This window comes from Paenibacillus chibensis (assembly GCF_004001045.1).
GTDB lineage: Bacteria > Bacillota > Bacilli > Paenibacillales > Paenibacillaceae > Paenibacillus_AQ > Paenibacillus_AQ chibensis.
The window spans coordinates 113,962-135,355 of sequence record NZ_BIMK01000018.1 but is presented as its reverse complement, the minus strand read 5'-3'; the positions used below and the strand labels follow the sequence as shown (position 1 = coordinate 135,355).

The 21,394-nt window shown below is 54.8% G+C and carries 11 protein-coding genes and 1 riboswitch; of the genes, 10 read left to right on the top strand and 1 reads right to left on the bottom strand.

The window, feature by feature from the left end; genetic code table 11:
• The first annotated feature begins 190 nt into the window (after nucleotides 1-190).
• The 7 genes from PCH05_RS15965 to PCH05_RS15935 all read left to right on the top strand — a co-directional run bounded on the left by PCH05_RS15965 (nucleotide 191) and on the right by PCH05_RS15935 (nucleotide 15,075).
• A complete protein-coding gene (locus tag PCH05_RS15965) occupies nucleotides 191-1,969 on the top strand; it encodes a vWA domain-containing protein (protein WP_127603627.1) in 1,779 nt (592 codons plus the stop codon).
• A gap of 120 nt (nucleotides 1,970-2,089) precedes the next feature.
• Nucleotides 2,090-5,479 carry a tubulin-like doman-containing protein gene (locus PCH05_RS15960; protein WP_127603625.1) on the top strand — a complete coding sequence of 1,130 codons (3,390 nt, stop codon included), beginning with the start codon at nucleotides 2,090-2,092 and terminating at the stop codon, nucleotides 5,477-5,479.
• A 1-nt stretch (nucleotide 5,480) separates the two neighbouring features.
• On the top strand, nucleotides 5,481-7,922 hold the full coding sequence (locus PCH05_RS15955; RefSeq protein WP_127603623.1) for a transcription initiation factor TFIID: 2,442 nt from the start codon (nucleotides 5,481-5,483) through the stop codon (nucleotides 7,920-7,922).
• A gap of 41 nt (nucleotides 7,923-7,963) precedes the next feature.
• Nucleotides 7,964-9,241, top strand: coding sequence for a vWA domain-containing protein (locus tag PCH05_RS15950; RefSeq protein ID WP_127603621.1), 1,278 nt, complete (start codon nucleotides 7,964-7,966; stop codon nucleotides 9,239-9,241).
• Nucleotides 9,242-9,260: 19 nt separating this feature from the next.
• Nucleotides 9,261-9,905 carry a beta-mannanase gene (locus PCH05_RS15945; protein WP_127603619.1) on the top strand — a complete coding sequence of 215 codons (645 nt, stop codon included), beginning with the start codon at nucleotides 9,261-9,263 and terminating at the stop codon, nucleotides 9,903-9,905.
• An 803-nt stretch (nucleotides 9,906-10,708) separates the two neighbouring features.
• The gene (locus tag PCH05_RS15940) at nucleotides 10,709-11,971 is read left to right on the top strand and encodes a hypothetical protein (RefSeq protein ID WP_127603617.1); all 1,263 of its coding nucleotides are present in this window, start codon (nucleotides 10,709-10,711) and stop codon (nucleotides 11,969-11,971) included.
• Entirely contained in the window at nucleotides 11,971-15,075 is a 3,105-nt protein-coding gene (locus PCH05_RS15935; protein ID WP_246049633.1) for a GAP1-N2 domain-containing protein, read from the top strand. Before PCH05_RS15940 ends, PCH05_RS15935 begins: the two co-directional genes overlap by 1 nt.
• A gap of 74 nt (nucleotides 15,076-15,149) precedes the next feature.
• Here the strand turns inward: PCH05_RS15935 and PCH05_RS15930 are convergent, their stop codons facing one another.
• The gene (locus PCH05_RS15930) at nucleotides 15,150-15,557 is read right to left on the bottom strand and encodes a VOC family protein (RefSeq protein ID WP_127603614.1); all 408 of its coding nucleotides are present in this window, start codon (nucleotides 15,555-15,557) and stop codon (nucleotides 15,150-15,152) included.
• A 280-nt stretch (nucleotides 15,558-15,837) separates the two neighbouring features.
• Nucleotides 15,838-15,937: riboswitch (purine riboswitch) on the top strand.
• Nucleotides 15,938-16,003: 66 nt separating this feature from the next.
• Between PCH05_RS15930 and PCH05_RS15925 the strand changes: the two genes are divergently transcribed.
• The 3 genes from PCH05_RS15925 (at nucleotide 16,004) to PCH05_RS15915 (ending at nucleotide 21,385) form a co-directional block, all read left to right on the top strand.
• Nucleotides 16,004-17,434 (top strand): NAD(P)/FAD-dependent oxidoreductase, encoded by a 1,431-nt coding sequence (locus tag PCH05_RS15925; protein WP_127603612.1) that lies wholly within the window; start codon nucleotides 16,004-16,006, stop codon nucleotides 17,432-17,434.
• 246 nt (nucleotides 17,435-17,680) lie between these two features.
• Nucleotides 17,681-19,198 (top strand): stalk domain-containing protein, encoded by a 1,518-nt coding sequence (locus PCH05_RS15920; protein WP_127603610.1) that lies wholly within the window; start codon nucleotides 17,681-17,683, stop codon nucleotides 19,196-19,198.
• Between the two features lie 15 nt (nucleotides 19,199-19,213).
• Nucleotides 19,214-21,385 (top strand): FecR domain-containing protein, encoded by a 2,172-nt coding sequence (locus PCH05_RS15915; protein WP_127603608.1) that lies wholly within the window; start codon nucleotides 19,214-19,216, stop codon nucleotides 21,383-21,385.
• The last annotated feature ends 9 nt before the right edge of the window (nucleotides 21,386-21,394 follow it).

Genomic DNA, 21,394 nt, shown 5'->3' with positions numbered 1-21,394 from the left:
TAATATAAAAGTATTGGGAGTTTTTAGTCGGCTCTGCGCCGCCCCTCCTGACGCTGGGAAAAAGTGATGTCTGATTATTAGCAGGAATTTATCGTTTCTTAAGATTTTCTTAAGACTTTTTGCCTAGAGTATAATGAAAGCTTATGAAAAAAATCAGTACAATTCAATAGAGAAGGAGTTTCGAAAGCTTATGCTTCATAAAAATAAAATAGCACTCTGTCTTCTGCTCATTGTCCTGCTGGTTTTACCGGTAGGCGGGCGGGGAGTCTCGGCTGCGGCTGCGCAGCAGTCCTCCCATATCGATGCCGTGCTGGTCATGGACGCAAGCAACTCCATGAAGGCCAGCGATCCGAATCAAATTAGCGGCGAAGCGATGAAAATGTTCATCGATATGCTGTCGACGCAGGGAGACAAGGTCGGCATCGTCTCTTACACCGATAAAATCCAGCGGGAGAAGGCGCTGCTGGAGATCCAGTCCGATGCGGACAAAGCCAATTTGAAGCAATTTATCGACCAGATCGACCGCGGCGCCTATACGGATATATCCGTAGGGGTGAAGGAAGCGGTGAAAGTCCTGAAGCAGGGGGCTGAGAAGGGCCATGAGCCAATGATCGTCGTGCTTGCGGACGGCAACAACGCGCTGGATCCGAAGTCCGGCAGAACCAAGGCGCAGTCAGATCAGGAGCTCAGCCAGTCGGTGCAGGAAGCCAAGGCTGAGGGCATTCCGATCTACACGATCGGCTTGAATTACGACGGCAAGCTGAATAAGGCGGCGCTCGCCGAATTGTCGGATAAGACCGGGGGCAAATCCTTCTCGACCAGCTCGGCCGACGATCTGCCGCAAATCCTGAGCGAAATATTCGCCAGTCATCAAAAGCTGAAAATCGTGCCGGTGAGCGCGATTACGGCGAATGGAAGCTACCAGGAAGTCACCGTCAACGTGCCGAACGCCAATGTGCTCGAAGCCAACATTTCGCTGATGTCCAGCAAGCCGGTGGACGTAAAGCTGATCGATCCGTCGGGACAAAGCCAGAAAATCCCGTCCTCGGGCGTGCTGCTCTCCAAGTCCAAAACGTATTCCCTGATCAAGCTGCTGAAGCCGGAGCAGGGTGATTGGAAGCTGCAGGTTAAGGGCGTTCCCAAGGATAAAATCGACATCAATCTGATCTTCAACTATGATCTCGAGCTGGACATGGCTCCGCTCAAGTCAACGACCGTCAAAAAAGGCGATACCGTCGACATCAATGCCTATCTCGTCAGCAATGGCCAGAAGCTGCAGAGCAGCGGGCTTTACAATAACATGAGCGCCAAACTGATCGTCAAGGATCTGGATTCCGGCGACACCAAGGAAGTGAAGCTTGCCAATAAAGGCGACCATTTTGAAGGCTCGTATACTGTAGAAGAGAAACATGAATATGAGTTGAAGGCACGGGCCGAAGAAAAGAGCTTCTACCGGGAAACGAAGCCGGTGACCATCAGTGCCAAAGCTTCCGGGGCCGGAAGCGCCCAAACGCCAGCACCGACCAAGGACGAAAAGAAACCTTTTCCAGTATGGGCCGTAGTGATTGGTGTGATTGCCCTGGCGGCAGTGGCCGCGGCAGCTTACTTTCTTCTGGGGGCGGTCCGGAAAGCGAATAAAGGCTTCGTCGGCCAAATGGTGGTGGAGGTCTGCGACGAGAATACCGGGGAAAAAACATATCCGCAATACAAGAAGCTGACGGCCTTCAAGGGCAAGTTCAACCTGCATCAGCTGCTGCAGCTGGCACCGGAGCTGAAGGAGACCGATAAGGTGATCTTCATGCCGGGCAAAAACGACCGGCTGATGCTGAAAAACGGCTCGGCCTGCATGATCGAAAAATCGGGCCGCGCGGTGGATGCATCCCGCGGCGCAGAGCTCAAAAGCGGCGACCGTCTCAGCGTCTCGCTGCCGCAGGTGGATAAGACGATTTTGATCGAATATTTGGTGTAAGACCGATGCATTAATCTTTTAATCGGATTAAATATTCACAGCGATTGGAACCGCAGTTCGCGGGCCGTCGCTGTGATCACGCACATATAAAACCTAGGGTTACACTCAGGAGGGGAAACGATGAAACCGGTAGTAAGAGAACATATACAGCAGCTCGATGTATCGCTAGGCGGAGGGATTGTCAGCGAGAAAATCCGGGTCGACACGATCGACAATCCGATTCTGATCATAGGCCTTGGAGGAACGGGGATCGATGCGCTGCTGCGCTTGAAATACCAGATCAACCGTCGCTTTAAGCTGCCCGAGGATCCTCTTTCCAAGAAGAAAATGGAGAAACCGGCCAACGTGGAATTTCTGGCGTTCGAAACGAACGAGCAGGACAGAAACAAGCGCTATAAGGGCGTGGGGCTCGACTCCATCAATGAATTCGTGCTGCTCTCGAACGCCGAAATCGGCGGCCTGCTGCAGAATCGCAGCATTCTGGAGCCTTACATTACAGATTGGCTGTCGCCGGAGCTCAGCATTACCGACGGCATGAACGGCGCCGCCGGCGTACGCCAGGCGGGACGCCTGCTGCTGTTCACGAAAATCAATCAAGTGGTGCAGGCCATCGACAAGAAGATCAAAACCTTGTCCGTCGGCACCAACAAAAAACTGATGGTATTCCTGCTCACCGGCCTCTCCGGCGGAACAGGCAGCGGCTGCTTCCTGGACATCGCCTACATCGTGCGCGGCATTATCGAACGCGATCACGGCTCGGCGGGGATCGACCGCGTCAACACGCTTGGCTACCTGTTCACACCGGACGTGAATCTGTCCAACAAGAGTCTGAGCGAGCATACCCGCGAATACATTAAGAAAAACGGCTACGCCGCGCTGAAAGAGCTTGATTACTGGATGAATGTCGACGCCCGAAGCGAGCGCTTCAAGCAGCAGTACGGCAACATTTTGACGGTGAATTCACCGCTGCCGCCGTTTAACCTGTGCCATCTCATTTCGGCGACGAATACCGAGGGCAAGCTGCTGGAGAATGCGTATGACTACTGCATGAATGTCACTGCCGAGAACATTACGAACTTCATGGCCAGCGAGGAAAAGCAGTCGGGCGAGGAATTTGCCATCCACGACTATATCAGCAACATCCGGACGAATATCGCGCAGATGAACAAGGCGTATCCGGCCAACTATGACTACAACATTATCGGGGCTTCCTCCGCGGTGCTGCCGATTGAAGAAATGACGACTTATCTGGCATACCGTCTGTTCGGCAAAATGGAAACGATGTTCGAGAAGGCGCCAAGCCAGGAGGACGTGGAGAAATTCGCCCGCAAGCTGGGCATCGATCTCGACACGATGATGAAGACGTTCGAATCGCGCGTACCGGAGCCGCTGCCGGGCTACCAGAACAGCGAGCGCCTGAGCTACACCAACGTGGTGAAAAATCAGGTCATCAACATGGATACAGAGCTGGAGCAGAACTTCCTGGCCCGTGCCCGCGAGGAATACATCAAGGCGAAGAAACAGCTGCCGGGCGAAATTGTCGAGCAGTTCAGCGACCAGGTGCGCCGCATCTTCCTGCATCCGGAGCAGGGGCCATTCTACGTATCGCGCCTGCTGTATACGGAAAAGGGCTTCTGCCTCCTGAAAATGCTGCTGTCCTACATCGAAGCGCTTCGCGAGAACCTGACGCGTATTCCACGCGATATCGAAGCGGCAAGGGAGCAGGCGAACGAGCGTCTCGGCGACGCGAAGAGCGCTTTCGTATCGAAGGATAAGAAGAAAAACGTCTACATCGAAGCCAAGATCAACGAATACTGGCTGATGGCGGACGTGGAGCGCACGGAGCAGATGATCGAGTTTTACGAGGATCTCTATGATCTTTTGAATCAGGAAAACAATCGTATTTATAATGTATATACCGAGATTTTGAACGCTTTGAACGCGATTTTTGCCAAAAACGGGGACATCCTCCTGAGCGGCGAAGAGCAGCAGGACCACAAGGGCAACAAAACCTACTACTGGAATATTGTCAGCGTGCCGGATATCTCCAAGGTCATCAACAAAATGATGGAGCAAAAAGACGTGGACGATCTGATCCGCGACTTTGCTCAAGAGCTGCTGCAGCATTCCAACCAATGGGTCAAGGAGCAGGAGATCGACATCGTCAGCTCCATTTCCGACTTCCTGACCGAGAAATTCGGCGACCTGATCACGAAATCGATGGAGGACTTCCTGATCATGAAATTCGGCCAGGAGGAATCCATCGAGAAATTCGTGGAGCGAAATATCGCGAGCAAGCTGGACGAAGAAGCCGTGCCGGTATTCCACTTAAGCAACAGCGCCGGCAATTTGTACTTCCCATCCTGGGGCTTCGTATCCGTGCCGGTGCAGGCACCAAGCATCCTGAAGGGGATTCGCAACTACCAGAACAACTCCGTCGGCAAATCGCATTTTACCGTGAAGGAAAGCGAAGTGAAGAACCGGATTTTCTGGCTTAACACGAAAAACGGGGTGCCGCTCTTCGTTTACACGCCGCTGAAGGTGTTTGAAGAGAGCTATGAGCGCACGATTCTGGACAAGGAAGGCATCGGGCGTCACCTGGTGCAAACCGACCGCGCCAACTGGACGTATCTGCCGTCGCCGATTCCGGAGAAATCCTGGGGCGAAACCTACGTCAACCCGCGGGTGCAAAGCTATAATGCCCGTGTACGTGCCGAGTTCGATCAAGCGATTCGCTATAAGGTCATTGTGCAAAAGGACAACGACCATAACACGAGCAACCGCTACGCGGTCATTCATACGAAGCCGTTCGACCTGAATGATGTCCTGCGTGCCTATGATATGCAGCTTAGCGCGGCCAAACCGAACCTGGGCGAAGTGAAACGCGCCGCCACCGAGCTGAAGCGTCTGCTGGAAGGCGGTCTGGAGCAGGAAAGCACGAAGGATATTTTCGGCAGCATCAACGAGGATCTGGCCAAAGAAAATCTGATCCGTTCGCCGGAGCAAACCGCACGCGTGCGCGCCGAGCTGGCAAAATACGAAGCGATCGCGGCCAAGCTGCGGGAGTTGGAGCAGATCATCAGCCAGAACCAGGACGAGGAGAAGTGGCTGGATCATTTCATCGAAGCGATGTATACCGGCACCATTACGAAAAAGGGTGCGCTGTACGTGTATGACCGCGATCCGGAGGAGGAGTCGTGGGAGGCGTTCGCCAATCTCATGAAGAGCGTCAATTACGTGGAATACGAGGTTTACAAGCATTTCCGCGCGCTGGATGAGAAAAGCCGGAGCACGCTGCTTCGCAAAGCCTCCCGTCGCGATAATGAGCTGACGGCTTCCGAGGACATATCGCTGCTGCTTGCCAAGCTGGAAGAGTTGGCCGAGACGTTCCTCGATGCGCGCGACCGGCTGGAATACGAGAAGGTGGAGCTGGCTGACGGGGAAGAACGGCATCAGTTCTATAAGCAGGTTTCATCGAAATTAAACGACATTCGCAGAAGGTTGAAATAACATGGAGCGATTATTGGAACGGTTTGCCGCGGATTATGCCGCCGATCAGGATCGGCAGTCGGGCAAAGGGGACGATCAGAGCAGCATCCACTATCCGGCCGTATTCCTTTTCATCGGCGACAAGTCGGCGGGTGCGATCGAGCCCGTGATGAAAATCAACCATAAAAAGTGGGATAACAGCGCCGGCGTCATGTATTTCCATGTCGGAACCGGAGCGGCTGACGGAAGCTCCGGGGCATCCACAGCATCCGGACATGCGCAGCGGCAAGCGCAAGCGGGTACGTTTGCCGGGCAGGAGCCGCCGGAAGCCGAGCTGCGCCTCAGCCGGTTTGCGATGGGTTCGGCATCTGCCGGAGGCGATGCCAAGACGATGCGCAAGGAGCTGTATCAATCCTTTTATCGTAATGAAGAGCAGCTGTACGGGCTTAACCGGGCACTGCGCCAGCTTAGCTACAACATAGCGGACTACGGACGGCTGTATTCGTCATTCGACCGTATTCATCTCTCAGTCATTACGCGGGTCGACGACCCGCTTAATGTGTTCATACCGGAGATTTCGCTGTTGGCACAGTCGATCTTCAGCCAATCCTTCAAGTCGGTTCAGATGGATCTGTATGTGCTGATCAGCGAGCGGGACCAGATGGAGGCTTTCGGATATGGCAGCTCGGCGGGGGTTGCCTTCCTGCGGGAGCTGGAGCTGATGCAGAGCCAGGATTACAGCTTTTCCGCAGAGCTGCATGTCACGGAGGACGGTCTGTCCATTCCCGTGACCCATCAGTCTGCCCCGCTGTTTGATCTCGTGTACGTGTTGTCCGATAAAAACGAACGCGGCATTTCCGCGTCCGGAGGCATGCAGGGCAACTATGAGATCATTTGCCATCTGAGCTTGCTGAAGAACCGCAAGCAGAGGGAAAGCCACTACGACATGAACACCGGAGGCTACAACAATACCTCCTTCAAAAACAACATCATGACCGAATCGGGACGGCAAGGGCTCGTCTCGGCGGGCTTTTCGCGAGTGAAGCGGCCGAACGAGTCGATCGCGCTCGCAGTGCTGTACCATTTTTACGGCGGACTGCTTAAGCGGATGAACCATCTGCCGGACTATAGCTTGAAGGAGAAGCTCTCGTTCTTCGGCCTAGATCCCGCTTCGGTATCGGAAAAGGCGGCCGGACTCGTGCCGGACAACCGTAAAATTGCAGAAATGACCGGCATGATGACGCATCCCGTCAGCTATGCTTCGCTGAAGCGCATGACGCTGCGCGAAGCGGAAGAGGCCTTGTTCGGCGGGGGCTGTGAGGCGTATTTCGAAAGCAACTACGTGCAGGAAGCGCTGCACCGCCTGGGACGCCTGCAGGCCGGAGAAGAGCTTCAGGCTCACATCCGCCGCCGACTGCGCGACTTGACGGGCATCGGCGTCTTCGGCATCGCGGAGTGGACGGATGAGAATGCGGCAGGCAGCGTGCTTATGGCGCTGCAGAGCCGCATCCGGGACATTGCCGGCCATCTGGAGTCGGAAAAGGCGCAGCTTGTCGATTATTATGAATCGCGTGTCGAGGATCAGCCTTTTCCCAAGCGTCCGCTGATGGAGAAGCATAATGTGCGCAGCTTTATCCGTTTCTTTTTCGAAACTGTGTACCAGCGCAAGCTTGGGCTCCTCCAGCTCGAAACGGAACTCAAGCTATACCGCCGTTACGAAGCAGAGCTGGCGCGGATTCACGAAGAATACAAGCATAAAGCGCAGGAGCTCAAGCGGCTGCAGGAGACCCTGCTTGATGCCGCCCGCGCGAGCATCCGCACCGCCGACGATTACATCGGCCAGAACATCATGGAATATTACGGGGTAGTGACGGAAGAGCTGATGCGTGATCTGGAGGCCCGGCGCGGAGCGGATGTCTTTTTTGAAGAACGGTACATGGGCGGCATAACGGAGCTGCTGGACGAGGGGCAGGGGCGGATCCTGGCCCGGCTGATCGAGGTGTGCCGGAAGGAACTGCTGGAATCGGCCGCCTTTAATCAAACCTTTGAAGAAGAGCTGCTGAACCGGGCCAATGTTACGACGGATTACAACAACAGGCAGATCCTCTCGAAGGAGGAACTGTTCAAGAAGCTGTACCGGACGCTGGAGGACAACGCGGTCATCAATGTCCGCCTTCTGGAATACACGCAGGAGCACCGTTACGAAGAAAAATATTTTTTCGGCGATGCGGAAAGCGAGTTTATCCGGTATGCGCTGGGGGCAGACGAGACCTCCCGGATCTACAAGCTGGGCGTCGCGCATGAGAAGCGCAGCAGCGGCGTCGAGAAGCTGAACATCATGGGCGGTTTCCATTTGGAGGACTTGATGTATTACCGCAACGGAAGGGTCTACTATGAAACGTACGTCCGGAACGGCTATGAATTTCACGGCATGGAAGTCGAGCGGCTGCCGGAGCTCAGGTAAGAAGCCGGCTCCCATCCCATTTTGGAAAGGAAGCATGTCAAATGCAGCGAAAATTGAATTTGCTCCTGCTGCTCTTTAGCTTGATCGGGGGCGCGATCGGCTATACGGCCGGAGAGATCATACTCGACAAGTGGGGAGGAGACTGGCCCCGGATCGTGGTCATTGGCCTGTATTTCGGCCTCCTGGCCCTGTTCATCGGCCTGGGCTGCCTGGTAGCCGAAATCGTGTCGCCGCGTCTGAACGGCCCCTCCTGGAGGCAGCGCTATGCGGGGACCTCGTGGAAGCTGCTTGTGCCGGCGACGCTGGTTATGGTGTTCGTTATCGGCCTCGGCCTCGAGTTCGCCTATGAGATCAATGCCGGCGGAGCCAAGCCGGTAAAAGACATCGCGCTGGTCATCGATAACTCCGGCAGCATGCAGGAAACCGACCCGGATAATGGACGCTATACGGCCGCAAAGGATATGATCAACCGTATGGACAGCGATAACCGCGTGGCCGTGATGGTTTTCAATGACCGGACGAATCTGCTGCAGCCTTTTATGCAGGTGAAAAACCAGGCGGCCAAGGATAAAGTCAATAGCGAGATCGACGGGCTGGAGGCAACCGACGGCGGCACGGATATCAGCTTGGCGCTGTCGGACACGATGAAGCATATCCAGGCCGAGGGCAATACCGGCCGAGGTACGATGGTTGTGCTGCTGTCTGACGGGTTCAGTGATGTGGATCTGAATTCGGCGCTTGCGCTGTATAAGCAAAAGAACGTGCAGGTGAATACGATCGGACTCAGCCTGGTACAGGCAGACGGCTCCACATTGCTGAAGTCCATCGCCCGGGAAACGGGCGGACAATATTACGATGTGCAGAACGCCGGGGATTTGTCGGTGGTATTCCAGAAAATCTATAACGACGTCGGGGAGCGCACGCTCGTGACCGAGCGAACCGGACCGCAGCAGAACAGCATGGTCTATCTGATCCTCCGCGTGGTGTCGTTGACGTTGATCGGCGCGGCGATTGGCCTTGCGCTGGGACTTATTTTCGACAACCGCTATCTGGCGCGCAGCTTCGGCGCAGGCGGCGTGGTCTCGGGGTTGCTCGCGGGGCTGCTGCTGGAGTTTGGATTATCCGGCGGAAGCGTGAGCGATAGCGTCATCCGGCTGCTGTCCTGCCTGGTGCTGGCCGGCGTGCTGGCCCTGTTCACGGCGGTCATTCCGGTGAAGGAAAGCGGCAAGCTCGAGAGCGGATTGCAGCGCCCGGGTTCGGCCGGTTCGCAGACCGGATTTGCGGGACGGCCCAAAAATAACAGCAGCAGAGGATTCTGACATGGGAGGCGAATGAAACATGAGGTTTATCGATGCGGATATCAGCTCAATGCTCATTCGCGGTGTGACCCATCAGCTGGATGGAGACCGCTGCACGCTCCGCTGGCGCTGGCCGGAGGATATTTCGGCGGTCTACATCGAGCGCAGCATGGCCGGTGAAGAGCCGATGTCGGATACGCAAAGGCCCGATATGAGCCGGCTGAAGCTGTATACGCGCAATGAGTACAAGGCCGCAAACGGCTATCACGACAGAATCGACGGCGTGGGCAGGGTGATCTACACCCTATACGCATCGACGGATACGGAGGATGGCCCCGCGCTGATCCGCCAGCATGACGGGCAGAACCGGAAGGAGTTCAGCACCGGCAAAGCCAAGGTGTGGTTCTCCATCCGCCAGAAGAGCGGCTTATTTCAGAAGTACAAGTCGGTGCAGATCAAGGTGACAACGGAGATTCCGATTCCGAAAGAGGCGCTTTGCTACGTAAAAAAGGAAGGCGGTTATCCGGCGAGCAAAGAGGACGGCACGATGTACCCCTTCGTGACGGACTTCGCGGCCGGGCGCAACATGCTGCCGGTGATCGAGGTCGGCAAAAACGATTACGTGCGCCTGTTTTTCACCGATGGGAAAAGGTACGGTCAGCTGTATGAGCTGGTGCCGGAGTGAGCGATGCTTCTGTTGAAATCGCGTTATTCGGAATTCGAGCGTCGCTCCAGATGCGGATCATTCTTCCGATCGCTGTTGCCCTTGGATTTTTTTCATTAAACGAAACCAAAGTTGGAATCCAAGGGCAGCCTATGCTTCCTATGTAGCTTTCCGTTGGAAAGCTTTTAGGCGAACACTTCGCTTCTTCAGAATGATTCCGCCTCCTCCGCTGAAGCCCATATTGGTAATAACACGATTTCAAAGGAAGCACGCTACTCCTAAGGGGTTTGTATTTAGAGATAGCTGATTCTAAATTGAATCAGCGTTACTATTTAACTGCTTTCGCTTCGATAGAATTCGAGTTTAGCGAGAGATTTGTCCTTTTCGTAAGTATAATTAGATAGTTATGAAGATGAACGATAGAGTTTGTTTTAAAAGTTGCGGGTGGTCCAAACCTAATTCGTACTTAATGTTCTATTCTTACATGAAGTTCATCCATGCGAGTTCAATCATTTATTTCATAACGTAACGAGTCGGTTCTGAGACTCGTTTCAAAGATACCACAACCAAAATGCATAGCGAAGCGGAGGGGGCGGAATCGTTCTGAAGAAACGCAGTGGTCGCCTTTGTCTCCGGATTTCTCCCCCTAAGGGGATTATTCAAGAAATCTGGAGACAACAGCGATCGGAAGAACGATCCGTCACCGCAGCGCAGCGGACGCAAGAACGAACGATTCCGCTCCGCAGCGCAGCGGACGAAAAGTGAATCCGTCTCCGCAGCGCCGCCTATGCATAACCCACTTCTAAGGGGGAAGAAAGAAACCGATGGGCATTTTCGATATGTTCAAAAAGAAAACGATCGCCGAGCCTAAGCCGCTTTTTTACGATATTGTGTGTCCGTACTGCTTCAGTAAGTTCGCGCCGGACGAGGTCGTGTTCCGCGCGGCACACAGCCGCGAGGATGATGAGGATTACGCGCTTCAGGAGGATGAACAGCTGAATCGCTACCGCGAGCGCTTCGGGCTCGACTCGGTGTATGACATGGAAGCGATCCTGCGTCCAGGCGACATTCCCGAGGAGCATCATATTTACTCGGACCATGTGCTGGTCGGCCTGAATGACCGTTACGGCGTCGTTACGCGCCATCGGCTGTGTCCGAACTGCCATAACGAACTGCCGGTGACGTCCGGCAAGGTGCCGAGCAACATCATTTCCATTATCGGCGCGTCCCAGGTGGGCAAGTCGGTGTACATGACATCGCTGATCCATACGCTTCAGCATTCGACGGCGGATCATTTCAACGCGGCCTGCATGCCGCTGAACGCGGAGATCAGCCGCAAATTCCGCACGATGTACGAGGAGCCGCTGTTTGAGCGCGGGGACCTGCTGGCTTCCACGCAGAAGGAACGGATGCAGGAGCCGTTTATTTTCCAGTTCGTGTTCAAGGATGAGACGAAGCCGCCGCTGACGCTGGTGTTTTTCGATGTAGCCGGCGAAGGCATGGTCGACGAGGATTATCTCGGCCTGCACGGCCAGCATATCAAAAACTCCGCGGGCATTCTCTTCATGGTCGATCCGCTGCAAATCCGCTCGATCCGCGACAAAATCCGCATTCAAATGGGCGACGAGCCGGGCGAATGGGTGTCGCAGTACGACGAGCCGCGCGATGTGGTGCTGACGATGTTCGGCGATTTTATCGCTTATGAGGATAAGGGGAAAACCGACATCCCGACCGCCATCGTGCTGACCAAAAGCGACATGCTTCACTCCTTGAAGGATGAGGATGGCGAATACATCAAATCCAACAGCAACGTGTTCAACAACATGGTGCACCGCAAGGTGCTGAATTTGACGGAGTTTGAAAATATTGACGGCGAAATCCGCCGCTTCGTCGAAAAGGTGGACCGGCCGTTCAAAGGCACGATGGATGTGTACTTTTCCAATACGGCCTACTTTGCGGTATCCGCGCTCGGCAGCAATCCGGTCAACCAGAAAATGCAGTCTGTCGTCAGCCCGATCCGCGTGGATGAGCCGTTCATCTGGCTGATGTACAAACTGAAGTATATTGAGGGGAGAGACGAAGCGTGATGTTGACCCCGAATAAGGTCCAGCAGCAGATGTATACGCGCGAGCGCCGCGGCATTTTCCGTTCAACGGAAGGCTTCGACACGATCGCGCGCTCACCGGGACTGGATCCTTCCTACATCAAAAAGGTACTGCATCCGTTATGCCAGTACGATGCACCGGCCGAGCTGATGGCCCGCGCCGAGAAAGAGGGGCAGGAGTACCCGGATGCCCTGCATGTCGTCCATACGGAGACCGGCGAAACCATCGTGGGCCGGAGCGTGTTTCAGCCTGCGGATTTTACCGGCCTGCGCAGCGCCTTCTTTACGCATCATTATGTCATTCCGGCTGAATTCAAGGATGCGCCGGAGACGGACTATTTGACCTGGCTGAACGCCACCTTTGCGGAACGTTACGATATTGAGCAGGGGATGGAACTGCCGGAGCTGGCGGCGATTCCGGCGAAGGGACGCAGCGCAAGCTTGACGCGCGATGAAGCGTTAGCCCTGCTGCAGGAGCTGAAAATCGACGAGCAGACGTTCAAGCAGCTGCTGTTCGCGGCTATGGCGTCCGTCGCCGGCAAGAAAAAAGTATATATCGTGCTGGACGTGGAGATCGAGCAGCTGTCCGAGAAGGCGAAACAGCTGATGGCGCTGCTGTTTGGCTGTCTGCCGTACGGCATTCGCCGCCAGCTGGGATTCCTCACGTACGCCAAAGACCCGCAGAGTAAAAAAGGCATCCAGATCACGTTCGTCGAAAAGGGCGGCCTGCGTCTGAACGATCGCAGCATCGAGAAGGACTTCCTGTTCGAGCTGTCGGTAGGACGGGTATTTAACGCCGATCTCGATTGGGCTGACCAGCCGTATCTTGATTTTGCGTGGGACAACCTGGGTAATCCGGAGCGGGCGGAGCGTTTTTACCAGTTTGCGGCACAGATGCTGAAAGATATGGAACCGATCCGGCATATTGCTATCGTCAGCTACCATGAGCTTGCCGTGCTTTTCCAGATGGAAGAGGGGAATTTCAAGCTGTATGAGAGCGGTAAGCTGACCGTGCTCCGGGCCATGCTCGACTATTTGGCCCCTGCCGGAGCCCTTTCCGAGAAGATGAGCCTGAACGACTTGTGCCTGGCGAGCTTTGATCTCGAATTCGACCAGGTGAAGCAGGGGGAGATCCCGGAGCCGGAGGTCATGGAATGCATTAAGGACTATTACCGGATCGACAGGAAGCATAGCGAACGGAAGATCGTGGAGTATTTGATCCGGAGTTTGAATAACATCATCTCGAAGAACCGCAATGATCTCCTGTCCGGCGCGTATGCGATGATCGAAAGCGATGCCGAGCTGAGCCGGGCCTTTTTTGGCAAGGTGCTGGCAAGTCCGGGTCTGCCGCGGCTGCTCTTTGAGCCTTATATCGACAATCGCCTGAAAAAAGCGCCGAAAGCGCGCGATGTCGTGGAGCTGCTGCATCGCTGGGCCGTGAATCATCCGGTTATTCTCGAGAGCGACACGTTCAACAAGCTGGCGGAGCTGCAGCTGACGGACAAGCTCCGCAAAGAGTCCGATCCCGTCAAAGCAGTGAATCAGGTGCTGGATCAGCTGGACCAGCTGGATCAGGATCCGCAGCACGGCTTTGCGCTGGTACAGGGCGGGTCGGTGTTCGTGGACAGGCTGATGTACGCGGCGAATCTATTTTTGCTGAAGGACATACAGCTGGACAAGCTCAGCAAAGAGCAGCTGCTGCAAATCGGGTTCCTGAACATCCCGAAGGAGTTCCGTTCCTGGGTGTCCCGCTTTGATTCCCGCACGCGCTCCAAAGGTGAGGTGATGCTGGCGGCGTACCAATGGTTCTCGAATCCGGAGCCGGAGGTGTCCCTACTGAAAGGGTTGTCTCCTACGGAGCGGGACGAGGTACAGCAGCTGGCGCGCGGCTGGCTGAAGAAGGAAGTGGAATTCTCGCGGTTCCCGAGCATTACGATGGCCTTTTACTACGATGTCGATACCGAAGCGGTGGACTATAACGGCCTGATCGATTTTCTGCACAGGCACGCCCCAAGCGCGGAGGTCGTCTACGATTTCTTCAAATGGTCGGCATCCGAACCGGCTTTCGTGCGTCCACGCGGCCTTGTGCCTGCCTATGCGACGGCGATCATCAGCTATTTTACGAAAAACGACCCGTCGGCATTCCGCAACAAAGACAACGTCCGCCAATACTTCGATACGGCCCCTCCGGTGCTGAAGCCGGTGTATGCCAAGGCGAGGAACGAGCTGGCTTCGCCGCTGGTTAAGCTCCTGCGGGGGAATCCGAGAGTTTTTAGACTCAGCGCGGTGCTGATGCTGGCGATCGTCGTGATCGGAGGCATGCTGATTATCATCCATGCGAACGGGGGGTTCAAGAAGGAAGCGCCGCAAAAGCAGCCGGTGGAGGCCACGAAGCCGGCCGAAACCGACACGCCGCCGGTTGAGCCGGAGGTGGTGAAGGAAGTGCCGGTTCTGACGAGCAAGACGCTGAAGAACGCCGACAAGACCCGTGTCACCCAGCTGGTGTTCCATTTCAAAAAGCCGGCGGATTGCCGGGATTTCCAGGCTGGCGAAGTGACGGTGATGGGCAAAGACGGTAACATTATTCTGGAGGTTCCGACGCCGAAGTTTGACCATCAATGCGCCGCGGACCCGGCTAAGGATCAGGGTGGAACATCCGCCGGAACGGATACGGCCGCAGGCCAAGACGGCAGCGGTGCGGATGCAACCGGCGATACGACGGGAACCGGTCAAGGAGATGGCAGCACATCATCATCTGACGGAGCGGCGGCCGGGCAGGACGCTGCTTCGGGAGCCGCAGGCACCGGTTCCGACGGCACAACTGGGGAGGCTGACGGGGCGGAAGCATACACCAGTACGGTGACGCTCAAGCTCATTAAGAAGCTCGACCTGACCAAAGTCGGTCAAGTGCTCGTGGACAACGTGCCGTATACGATCATTCCTGAGGACCAGCTAGGCAAGACAGCGCCTCCGGCAGACGGCAAGCCGGATGGATCGCAGACCTCGCCCGAAGGTGGAACGGTAGAGGGTAACCAAACCGGTACGGAGGGTGGCGACACGAGCGGTACCACCGGAAGCGGTAATTAATGATGGTCTGAACAAGCGAAAAGAGTGTCCCTGACTCCGGCATTGGAGAGGGCACTCTTTTTTGGTGCCGTACTTTAGGCTTTCATCTGCGGCGAGTCCGGGTGGAGCTCCATAAACTCGATCCGGTTCCCATCCGGATCCTTGGCCCAGCACTGCCAGTTGTGATCCTTGCCCTGCTTCGGCTCGACGTCGAGCGTCACGCCGCTTTGCTTCAGATGCGAGGCGATGGCTTCAATGGAATCGACTTCAAGGCACAGATGCGAAAACCCGATCGGGCGCAAGGCCTGCTGCGGTTTATTTTGACCGCCGTAAAAGAGCTCGATAAACTGCCCCTCCGCCACTTTAATGTATTCTATCCAGGGATTGCCTTGATCATCTTCAATGGAAAATGCCTTGGTAAAGCCGAGAACGCCGCAGTAAAAGTTCAGGGACTGCTCCATATCCGCCACATCGAATGCCAGATGTCCGATTCGTTTGATCATTTGGATAACCTCCTGGGATTTCCCGCGCAGGAAAGCGCTGAGCATAATAGGTAACGCTTACATCGTAATCAAGGTTGGAATATTTTTCAATACCAATAAATACAGCTCGGAGCTGCGAATTAAAAATGTTTGTAATAGCTTAATAACTTAATGTTCGGATTTTGTGTTATTTTTTTATATTGAATTTACTATTATACGGATATTTTTATATAAAAACGAATTATATTAATATAATGTGTTGACACATTCGTGTTTATTCGGTACACTTACCTCTGTTGTTGATCATATATTAGATATTGTTCGTATATCCTCATTGATATGGTTTGAGGGTTTCTACAAGAGACCGTAAATCTCTGGCTACGAATAGGCTGCTTTTAGCGTACGTACCTATTCACTTGCCGGGGATTTTTTTTGTGCAAACTACTCATTTTTTCAGGAGGTTCACGATGAACAAATATGATGTCATTGTCGTTGGAGCCGGTCCGGCCGGTATTTTCGCCTGTTATGAATTTGCTCTGAAGGCGCCGCATCTGAAGGTGCTGCTGGTGGACAAAGGCCATGATATTTACCGCCGCAGCTGTCCGATTTTGGAGGATAAAATCAAGCTGTGTCCGCCGGCCGGAGGCCGGAAGGAATTTGCCGGCTGCGTGCCTGCATGCTCGATAACGGCAGGTTTTGGCGGCGCAGGCGCTTACAGTGACGGGAAATTCAACATTACGACCGAATTCGGGGGCTGGCTCACGGATTACTTGTCGCCTTCCAAGGTACTGGATCTGATCCGCTACGTGGATGCGCTGAATTTGGAGCATGGCGCAACGACCAACATCACGGACCCGACGACGGATGTCATCCGCGGGATCGAGCAGCGCGGTTATGCCGCCGGACTCAAGCTGCTGCGGGCACAGGTGCGGCATTTGGGCACGGAACAGAACCTCGAAATCCTGAAATCCATATATGAATATTTGAAAACACGCATCGATATGACGTTCAAGGCCGAAGTTGAAGACATCATTACGACCAAGTATGGCAGCACGCATACGGTGCAAGGCATCGTTCTGAAAAACGGAGAGACCTACGAAGCGGATCGGGTTATGATCGCTCCAGGCCGGGACGGCTCCGGATGGCTCACCTCGATTCTCAAGAAGCGCCGCCTGAAGATGTACAACAACCAAGTGGATGTAGGCGTCCGCGTGGAAACATCGGATGTGGTGATGAAGGAAATCAACGAGCATCTGTACGAGGGGAAATTCATTTTCAACACGTCGGTGGGCACGAGGGTCAGAACCTTTTGCAGCAATCCATCCGGACATGTCGTGGTGGAGAATCATACCGGAGCGATGGCGGCCAATGGCCATTCCTTCAAAGACCCGGCGCTCGGATCGAATAATACGAACTTTGCTCTGCTGGTCTCTCATAAGTTCACGGAGCCTTTCGACAAGCCGAATGAATATGCGCGCGAGATTTGCAAAAGAGCTAACGACCTCTCGAACGGCGGCATAATCGTGCAGAAGTATGGGGATATTCTGCGCGGCAGACGTTCCACGGAAGCGCGGATTCGCGAAGGCTTCCTGGAGCCGACGTTGAAGGAGGCCGTGCCGGGAGATTTGGGACTGGTGCTTCCGTATAACACGATGAAGAGCCTGGTTGAAATGATGCAGGCGCTTGATCAGGTGACGCCGGGGATTGCTTCCGAGCATACGCTGTTCTACGGCGTGGAGGCGAAATTCTACTCGGCGCGCCCGAAGCTGTCGGAGACGCTGGAGACGGAAATCCGCGGACTCTATTGTGGCGGAGACGGTGCCGGCATTACCCGCGGCCTTGCCCAGGCAGGAGCTGCAGGCGTCTGGATTGCCCGCGGCATCGTCGACTCCCTGTAATTTATCCATAGACAGAAACGAATGATGGATGATCTATTCGTGCCGGCCCGCTTGTATTCAAGCGGGCTTTTTGCTATCCGTTGTCGAAGTTCGAGCGAAAAAATAAAAAAATGTAGAAATTTCAATGCATTGCAGCACAAATATAGAAATAATTTACTTTCTAGTGTTCGGCATCCGATATATGATTTGTATAGCAACTAGATCGGACTAAATACATCGGAATATAAGGAAACGGAGGAATGTCGATTGCAAAAATACCAAAAAATAGGGGCTGCCGTTTTTTCATTGCTTATGGCGCTCAGTGCACCAGCGTTCGCTTTTGGTGAAGGGAGCCGCCAGGATCACGCATGGGCAGAGGTGAAAACACTTCCTGATCTGCCATCCCTCCCTGGAACGGGCAGCGGACTGGCTTTGATTCCACAAGAGTGGCGAGTCACGGAGCGCTCACTGCTGAATGCGGACGGAAGCATCCTGCTGACAGATGCCGTGCATCATGTCATTTGGAAAATCAAAAACGGGAACAAGTCGATTTTCGCCGGTCTCGAGCTTCCACTTGGTTATGATGAGGCTGACCGGCCAAAGGGAGCCCTATTGGACGGGGCGGCAGATCACGCTTATTTCAACAAGCCGGCGGGATTGGCTGCGGACGGGAAGGGCAATGTCTACGTCGCCGATGCGGGCAATCATGCCATCCGCAAAATCGATACGCAGGGGCAGGTAACGACGATCGCCGGTGACGGGGTTCAAGGCTTTCAAGATGGAAAAGGCAAGGAAGCACGGTTCAATGCGCCAGAAGGCGTTGCTGCAGCCCAAGACGGCACGATTTACGTGGCGGATACCCTGAATCATGTGATCCGCAAAATTGCCGTAAGTGGAGAGGTCAGCACGCTGAACGGACGCTCGAGTCGTGTCGTCGAGGTATATCCGGGCGTTGTTTCCCCGGCTGGAAGCTACAGGGACGGGGCGCTGGCCCAAGCGCTGTTCAATGAACCTTCCGGGCTTGCGCTGGATGAGAAGGGCAATTTGTATGTCAGCGACACGGGCAATCAGGCCATCCGGTACATTGATTTTGGAGCGGGCACGGTCTCGACGGTCGCAGGCAGGGTCAATCCGGATGATGCGAACGGCACCAAAGCGCTTTATGCCGAAGGCGGTTACGCGGATGGTAACGCGCTGCAAGCCGAGTTTCGTTTTCCCCGAGGCATCGCCTGGGTTCCGTCCCAGCAGATGCTGTATGTGGCGGATTCGCTGAACGGGGTTATCCGGGTCATCAAGGACGGCGTCGTGCATACGCTGCTCGGGTCGCTGCAAGGTGAATCCGGCAAAACGGATGGCACGGAGAAAAATGCAAAGCTTGATCATCCGGAAGGGATCAGTGTCTCCCCGGACGGATCAGGCGGATGGATCACCGGGAATGGAACGCGTACCTGGAGCATGGCGCAGCCGCCTGCTGACCGTCCGTCCGGCGAGATTGCCGCAGCGTATGAATCCAGCTGGTTATCTATCCAGCCTGAGATGAAAGACGGGAAGACGATGGTTCCTCTCCGTGATGCGGCCGCCGGTTTGGGATTTGCGGTTGCCTCGATAACCAAAGAAAAGATCGAACTGCAGCAGGGAGACCGACATGTCTTCGTGGAACGGACCGATGACGCCTTTACCCGTGAGAATAAGCTGTATGTTCCGGTTCGCTTGTTGGCGGAAAGCCTTGGCAAGGACGTGGAATGGCTGAGCGAGCGGCGGATGCTGTGGATTCGGGATAAGTAAGGGAGGGGGATTAGAATGAAAACAAATGGTTTGACCGTCAAAATAACCCGGTCGGCAGCCGCGCTTTTGCTCGGACTGTCCGCTTACGGAGGCGCTGCTTCCGCTTCGGATGCGGGCAGCCGTTCGATGATCATCAGCGAATTGAAGGGCACCGCATATATCAGTCATGGAGGAGCCAGGCAAATCCGTGCTTACAAAGGCATGGAACTGAGAGCCGGCGACCGGATTATGAGCGGCAGCGGAGGCATTACGTTGTCCATCCCCGATGAAGGGGATGAAATCACGCTTGCGGCCAACAGCGAGCTTGCCATTCTGGTGCTGACTGAACAAGGGGGGCATTCGGCGACGAAGCTGCAGCTGCTCCGGGGAGGGGCATACGCGGAGGTGCATGATCTGAGCAAATCCCAGGATGCGTTTGAGCTGAGTCCGCCGGATCAAAAGCTGGATATTAAAGGAACGCAGTTTAGCGTGCAAATCAACCCGTTGACGGGGCAGTCGACGGTATTGGTGGCCGGGGGAGTTGTTCAGGCGACACCGCAGCTGAATCAGGCGGGCGGATCCGGGAGCGCTTTTGTGTATCCCGGCCAGCAAATCACTTTGTCTCCGGGCTCCCTTCCGCAGCCGCAGGTATCCAGCACCGATCCTGCTTCAATCGTATCGACCTTATCGCCAGACATTATTGCGGCCATAATCAAAAACAAGGCTGACATCGATGAGGAAAATGACCGGTTTATCCAGGATTTACTCGGTCAAACGGCCGGGGGCACAGGGAATGGCTCGGATTTTGCAGGGGACTTGAAGGATCGGGAGGATTTGGCGAAGCTGCTTCAATCTTTCAACGGGTTTATCGAAAATCTGGCCAAGCAGGCCGGAGAACAGAGCAAGCTGACGCAGGCCGAGCTTCAAAAAATCATTGATGAGGCGAACCGTACCATTGCGGATCCGGCCAAACGGATCGATCTGAACAACATCCCCGCATTCGTATTGCCGAAGGATCAAACGGATGAAGCCCGAAAACAGCAGGAACTGGTAAAGCTGAAGCAGCAGGAAGAAGAGCTGAAGAAGCGCCAGCAGGAAGAGCTGAACAAAAAGCTGCAGGACCAGCGCGATAAGCTCATCGAGCAGCAAAAAAAGCAGGAAGAGGCCAATAAAAAGGCGCTGGAAGAGGCGCTGCAAAAAGCCCGCGAACAATTCGGACAGGGGATGACGGATGCGGAGAGGAAGCAGTTTGAACTGGCTCAGGAACAGCGTAAGCGGGATGAAGCGCTGATGGATTCACCTAAGCCGGCCAGCACGCCGCAGCTGCCTGTTTCCCAGGGTTCTTCATCAGGAGGGGGGAGTTCTACAACCAACCCTCCGGTCAATCCGCCTGCCGGGGGGCCGGAATTCAAGCTTGATTTTAGCCAGGATCCCACCGGGGAACGCCGGGCTAGGGAAAATCACGTGTTGGAATTCAAGGTCCAGCCGGACAAGCTCAGTCCTGATACGCCTGTAAGGGTGAAGGTGACGTATACGCCGGATAAAGAGGTGAGCTTTGATGGCATCAGTTATTACTACATGTATAAAGATCATTTGTCTATGGGGAACTTCTCGAACCGGTCCGTGATCCTGGATGCCGGCAACGACACACCTTTCACGCTTGGCGAGCTCGCCGAAAACCCGATTTCACTGCGTACCATTTGGGAGGAGCCTGCCACATACACGATCAAGATCGAGCTGATCCAGGCGGGGGATACGGCCAAGTCGCTGGGGTCCTACACCAGCTCATTTCACGTCGTATCCGACGATCCCATCATTCATGGAACCGCCGGACAGGAAAACCTGGAGCAGACCCTAACCCCGCCTGAGGGAGCGGATCCTGCTAAACTGGGGCTGGAGCTGCGTCTCCAGAAAAGTTCGGATCATAAAGAAGTGCCGGGTCAGCATTTTCAGCTGCTTTACCACGGCCAATTGATCGGCAACAGCGAAACCAACGACGAGGGCATCGTCAGACTGATGCAACCGGCAGAAGAAGGCGATCCCACGGAGGAAGGCTTCAAGCTTGCATGGCTGCAACCGGTATTCGGTGAGTATATCCTGACCGGACAATGGTTCACCTTGAGCGAAGACGGTGAAAATGAGCGAACGTATATAGGATCTCCATTCCATTATCGTTATTCCATTGCTGCAGCTGAAGGTACCCCGTGATTGAAGGGG

Coding starts and splice junctions, on each gene's coding strand:
- PCH05_RS15935 (WP_246049633.1), top strand. CDS start 11,971: ATGTTGACCCCGAATAAGGTCCAGCAGCAGATGTATACGCGCGAGCGC.
- PCH05_RS15940 (WP_127603617.1), top strand. CDS start 10,709: ATGGGCATTTTCGATATGTTCAAAAAGAAAACGATCGCCGAGCCTAAG.
- PCH05_RS15965 (WP_127603627.1), top strand. CDS start 191: ATGCTTCATAAAAATAAAATAGCACTCTGTCTTCTGCTCATTGTCCTG.
- PCH05_RS15945 (WP_127603619.1), top strand. CDS start 9,261: ATGAGGTTTATCGATGCGGATATCAGCTCAATGCTCATTCGCGGTGTG.
- PCH05_RS15925 (WP_127603612.1), top strand. CDS start 16,004: ATGAACAAATATGATGTCATTGTCGTTGGAGCCGGTCCGGCCGGTATT.
- PCH05_RS15960 (WP_127603625.1), top strand. CDS start 2,090: ATGAAACCGGTAGTAAGAGAACATATACAGCAGCTCGATGTATCGCTA.
- PCH05_RS15930 (WP_127603614.1), bottom strand. CDS start 15,557: ATGATCAAACGAATCGGACATCTGGCATTCGATGTGGCGGATATGGAG.
- PCH05_RS15915 (WP_127603608.1), top strand. CDS start 19,214: ATGAAAACAAATGGTTTGACCGTCAAAATAACCCGGTCGGCAGCCGCG.
- PCH05_RS15950 (WP_127603621.1), top strand. CDS start 7,964: ATGCAGCGAAAATTGAATTTGCTCCTGCTGCTCTTTAGCTTGATCGGG.
- PCH05_RS15955 (WP_127603623.1), top strand. CDS start 5,481: ATGGAGCGATTATTGGAACGGTTTGCCGCGGATTATGCCGCCGATCAG.